This is a genomic window from Vibrio sp. 99-8-1, assembly GCF_013114595.1.
Taxonomy (GTDB): domain Bacteria; phylum Pseudomonadota; class Gammaproteobacteria; order Enterobacterales; family Vibrionaceae; genus Vibrio.
Genome location: NZ_VTXE01000067.1, coordinates 1 through 5158, shown reverse-complemented (window position 1 = coordinate 5158; position 5158 = coordinate 1). Strand labels below are relative to the sequence as shown.

The 5158-nt window shown below is 42.8% G+C and carries 4 protein-coding genes and 1 pseudogene; 1 reads left to right on the top strand and 4 read right to left on the bottom strand.

The window, feature by feature from the left end; translation table 11 throughout:
- Positions 1–138: 138 nt before the first annotated feature.
- The 4 genes and pseudogenes from F0227_RS21625 to F0227_RS21610 all read right to left on the bottom strand — a co-directional run bounded on the left by F0227_RS21625 (position 139) and on the right by F0227_RS21610 (position 2895).
- Positions 139–1122, bottom strand: coding sequence for a phage portal protein (locus tag F0227_RS21625; RefSeq protein WP_171755322.1), 984 nt, complete (start codon positions 1120–1122; stop codon positions 139–141).
- Positions 1123–1137: 15 nt separating this feature from the next.
- A pseudogene (locus tag F0227_RS21620) lies at positions 1138–2144 on the bottom strand (phage major capsid protein, P2 family).
- A 290-nt stretch (positions 2145–2434) separates the two neighbouring features.
- Positions 2435–2719, bottom strand: coding sequence for an ogr/Delta-like zinc finger family protein (locus F0227_RS21615; protein WP_171755321.1), 285 nt, complete (start codon positions 2717–2719; stop codon positions 2435–2437).
- A complete protein-coding gene (locus F0227_RS21610) occupies positions 2713–2895 on the bottom strand; it encodes an ogr/Delta-like zinc finger family protein (RefSeq protein WP_171755320.1) in 183 nt (60 codons plus the stop codon). The genes F0227_RS21615 and F0227_RS21610 overlap by 7 nt, the downstream gene beginning before the upstream one ends.
- A 622-nt stretch (positions 2896–3517) precedes the next feature.
- Here F0227_RS21610 and F0227_RS21605 point away from each other — a divergent pair.
- Positions 3518–5050, top strand: coding sequence for a tetratricopeptide repeat protein (locus F0227_RS21605; protein WP_253822156.1), 1533 nt, complete (start codon positions 3518–3520; stop codon positions 5048–5050).
- The last annotated feature ends 108 nt before the right edge of the window (positions 5051–5158 follow it).

Genomic DNA, 5158 nt, shown 5'->3' with positions numbered 1-5158 from the left:
TAGATGGGAAATTAATCTGGGCTGAAAAGAATCTAGCCCAGATATAATCTGACAGGCACCAACAAAGTGGGTAACTGTCAGATCAGGTCTGAGCTAGTACAGTTTATAGCTGGCTTTTTTGCGTTTGAAGGGAAATGACTAGTTAGCGTTGGCCTGTTGGCTGTCTAAATCGGTGTAGTTCTTTATCGTGATCACGTTGGTATTTGTAAACTCGTTAAGCTCAGATAACGACTCTGCTAATGGCAAAAGCTCGTTCTTGTGAAACATCCAATCGACTTTGTTCAAATCACCGCTACTGGTGATGCCTTCCCGTCTAATACTCATCAATTCTAGTGGTACTCGGTGAACCGATAGAATGTCACTGGTTGTATGCTTCATCACATCCCGAAATGAATCTTTCGCTTCTACCTGTCCTATGGGTTTGAGTTCGGGGGCTTTGGTGTCTTTGCCTCTGGCGTTAACAAACAAATTCTTAAAAGCCATTCCTTCTTTAGCACTTAGCTTTTGCCGTATATCGTTCTCTACTGTTTCACTCATGTTCGGTTCATTCATATAGAGCAAGTAACCTGCATGGGAGCCGTTGCGGTAGTACTGGCGACGAAACAGGGTGGCATCATCATTGAGCCATATTGAGGTTAGGCTACTGATATGGCTTGGTAACCCATATATCTCTTGAGCAATATCGTATTCTGCTAGGTGAAAGATTTGGTCATGTTTAAAATCGATTCGCCCTTCATCGTCGAACGTTCTTGGCTTATAGGTGTAACCTAAGTCGTCACGACGACGCATGTACAGCGCTGGAATGTGTTTAACTTGGGTGATGTTCCCTGACATCCGGTAGCGAACTACCTGCAAGTAACCATTACCAAACGTGAGATAGTCTTGAATGAAGCGTTTTAATTCGCGCTTGGGGAGTAGGGGAGATAATCCTATGATGTAGGCCAGTGTGTTGCGTTTAAACTCAATGGCGCTTGCGTGAGTGGGATTAACCCGTAAGGCTTTCGCTAGTGTGTCTAATCCTACAGGTGGTTCATACAAACCATCAAGCAGCGCCACCTCAAGGTAACTGAGTATGTCACTGTGCATGACGCTAACAGGCTTGGAAAATTCAATCTCTATCATGGCGCTGCTTCCTGTTTATGTCCAAGCGTCAGAGCCTAGAGCTTTGAGTTTCACATTATCAAACTCAACAGTGGCCGCTTTGCCTAGTTGTTCAACAATGTACGCCATATTCATTGATTCAAAGTTTTCAACGCGGTTCTTGCTGTCGTTGCGCTTACCGACTGATTTACGAATAGAGCCGGATTGGATATAAATCGATAGGTTGTCAAAACTGGTGACCATAATGCCGCGAGAAGGGAAGTTCGACACCGTATAAGAAGGTAATCCGCCATAGGTTGCGATAACTTGGCGCATCTCTAATTTGGATTTTTCACTTGGCGTATGGGCGTTCTCTGCGTAGAGCTTGGCTTGGTCAGTTGCTATTAAGTCATTGCCGATAATGGCCACTAAATCATTGCTGGTAGCAAAACGTTCATCAAGCATGTTTTTGACGGTGAGTACCGCAAGGTCTAGGTTAATGAAATCGCCACCTTCACCAATGCGGATAACACCGGAATCTTTTACTACTTCGGTCAGTACTCGTTCAGGTTGATGCTCTCTCATGGCTTGAATCCAACCGATGTTGACATCTTCCCCGTTTGGGTTGGCTTCTACATCCGTGTCTTTTTCGGCTGTTTTTCCATAAAAGCCCACACGGATTTTATCTAAATCGGCTTGGGTTCGGATTTGGTTGTTTACTCGCTCTTCAAAGTCTTTCAGGTGAGCAAAAGCGCTTAATTGGTCGTAGCCTAAATGCGTATCGAAGTTGGTTTGCTCACACATGTAAGGCATGGCGCTCATATCATGTACTGAACGAGTTTTGCGCTCGCCACCGTGCAGGGTGTCGGTACGGGAAGCAATCATACAACCTACACCAAGGCCAATTGCCTCACCTTGTTGGTTACAACGGTAATTACGTTAATGCGCTCTAGAAAGTCATCTGTGTGCTTCACATCGTCTATTAAGGTTTGGCTTGCGGTTGGATTTACATTGAAGGTTTCTGCTGCTTTTTTTGTGTCATAGAGCTTTTCAATATTGTCCATATAGGTTTTGAGTTTTTGCTGCGTATTGATATTCATAGGTGCTGGTTCTCTTTGTTGGTTTAATGGTTTATGAGGCTCCTATTTAACCGATTAAAAAGATGTAAATGCATCAGATAGAATTCTAGATAGCGTATCGAGAAGGTAGAGAGCGAGATTGAAGTGACAGGTTGAGTATTATGGATGGGTGAGTCTGATTCCTCTTCTGTTTCTTGCCTCACAATCCTCTGTTGGTAAGTTCAAAAGCCGCCTCTCGCTGGGCGGCTTTTTTGCGTCTGGGAGTTGTTAAAGCATTATCGAAATATCATCGCAGATTGGTTTGACTCGTCTGCATGAGGTTTTTGTGCTGGGTTGAGGATGCTAATAAACTGTTCTCTTCGCTTAGCTACGTCAGGCTGTATCGCTTCATCAGGTGGCTGGCTATCAGAGTTTTCCACTATGAATTCTTCAAATACCGAGTACTGGCGAAATCGTGCATGACAGGTTTTGCAATGGCAACAAAATTCCCTTACTTCATTGGAAATTACGCGAGAGGTCAGTATGCGATATTTCGCACCGCAGTTAGGACAATCTAACATGTGGCCTCCTGTTTCTTTGGAAGAATAATATCCCCAATAAGGCTTAAAGATATTTTGAAGGAAGAAGAGCAATTGAGGTTCGAGCACTGACATGTGTGCTCGCTCTGCTTGGTTGTCTTTTTGTGTTTGCTAACAACGTGAGCTTTGGAGTAGCAAGTTGGACACGTTACATACATATGGTTTGCCTTAGTTCTATATGACCCCGATAGAATGACGGTATCAACTAGCTGAACGCCTGAATATTCAATGACTTTCTAAATTCCAAATCTAGAAAATGGCTGAAAATGTCGAAGATCGCATTTGTGCGTTTTTTTGCGCGCAAATGGTGCGCGCAGGCCTTGTTCGGACTCACCCTCCCCTCCGCACTAAAATTGCGCACGTTAATTTCGCGCAAAATGGAGTGCATGGGGTATATGGGGGTAAACCTTGCTGTGTAAGGGCTTGAGAGTGGTTTTAAAAAAGAGGTAGGATCGCAAACGTGCGTTTTTTAGTAAATAAGGTGATCCTATTAAATAGTAAGGAATAAATCGCTCTAGTAAAAAATGTTCACAACTTATCGATTCCTATCAAACCTCTCGTTTATATATAGACATCAACAAAATAGATAAGAAATTCATTGATATGCGTATATAATTTCATAGTTTGTTTGTCCTGCGAAAACAGGAAAATGAATCATTATGTTTTTGCCTTCTAATTTTTTACTTGAGAGTCACTGCAATGTTATCGTTTTTTTCAAACACTGTTCGTCACCATTTTTGTATGCATATAAATTTCAAACGGATATTGGCTAGTATTGTAATGTCGATAGTTTTAAATGGTTGCGTATCTAGCTCTAGTAAAGTGGATGATACAGGTGAATTGGCTATGCAAGGAAATGTAAAAGCCCAAGTTACGCTTGGTGACAAATATCTTTTTGGTCATGATGTTGAACAAGATTATCAAAAAGCGTTGAAGTGGTATCGCTTAGCAGCAGAACAAGGTCATGCCAGCGCACAAACTAATCTTGGCTGGATGTATGAAAAAGGAAAGGGTGTTGAGCAAAGCTATGAAGAGGCAGAGAAGTGGTATCGCTTAGCAGCAAAACAAGGTCTTGCCTCAGCTCAGAACAATCTTGGCTGGATGTATGAAAAAGGAAAAGGTGTTGAGCAAAGTTATGAAGCTGCAGAGAAGTGGTATCGCTTAGCAGCAGAACAAGGTCATGCAAGTGCACAAACTAATCTTGGCTGGATGTATGAAAAAGGAAAAGGTGTTGAGCAAAGTTATGAAGCTGCAGAGAAGTGGTATCGCTTAGCAGCAGAACAAGGTCATGCCAGTGCACAAACTAATCTTGGCTGGATGTATGAACAAGGAATAGGTGTTGCACAAAGTTATGAAGAGGCGGTGAATTGGTATCGCTTAGCAGCAAAACAAGGTCATGCCAGAGCTCAGAACAATCTTGGTTGGATGTATGAAGATGGAAGAAGTGTTGTGCAAAGTGATAAGCGAGCGGTGGAGTGGTATCGCTTAGCAGCAGATCAAGATCATGCCATAGCACAAGCTAATCTTGGCAGGATGTATGAAAATGGATATGGTGTTGTACAAAGTGATGAGCAGGCTGTGAAGTGGTATCGCTTATCCGCAGAGCAAGGTAATGCTAGAGCACAAACTAGTCTTGGAACGATGTATAGAAAGGGGCTTGGTGTAGAGCAAAATTATGAGCAAGCTGTTAAGTGGTATCGCTTAGCTGCCGAGCAAGGTTATGCTAAAGCACAAACTAGTCTTGGTTGGAGGTATGCAAATGGAGAAGGTGTTGCACAGAATGATGAGCAGGCAGTGAAATGGATCCGCATAGCCACCGAGCAAGGTAATGCCAATGCACAATTCGATCTTGGTTGGATGTATGAACAAGGAAAATGTGTTGTACAGAATGATGAGCTGGCAGTGAAATGGTATCGTCTAGCTGCCGAACAAGGCTTAGGTCGTGCGCAAATCAATCTTGGTGCCATGTATCAAAAAGGGCGTGGTGTAAAGCAAAGTGATGAAGAGGCAGTGAAGTGGTATCGTTTGGCTGCTGAACAAGGCATATCTGTTGGGGAAAGCAATCTTGGTAACATGTATCTAGAAGGGCTTGGCACAAAGCAAAGTGATGAAGAGGCAGTGAAATGGTATCGTCTAGCCGCAGAACGAGGCTATGCTAAAGCACAAGTTAGTCTTGGTTGGATGTATGAACAAGGAAAAGCTGTTGCGCAGAATGAAGAGCAGGCAGCGAAATGGTATCGTTTAGCTGCTGAACAAGGTTATGCCAAAGCGGAAATTTACCTTAAAAGATTAATAGATAAACATTACAAGTAAACACATGAGACTGTAATTTAATTTGTGTATCTGCTTATAATTAAGCCAGTCATGGCTAAGGATAAGCAACATGGATAAGAAAGCTCTAGAAGCATTTGCTCGTGAAGC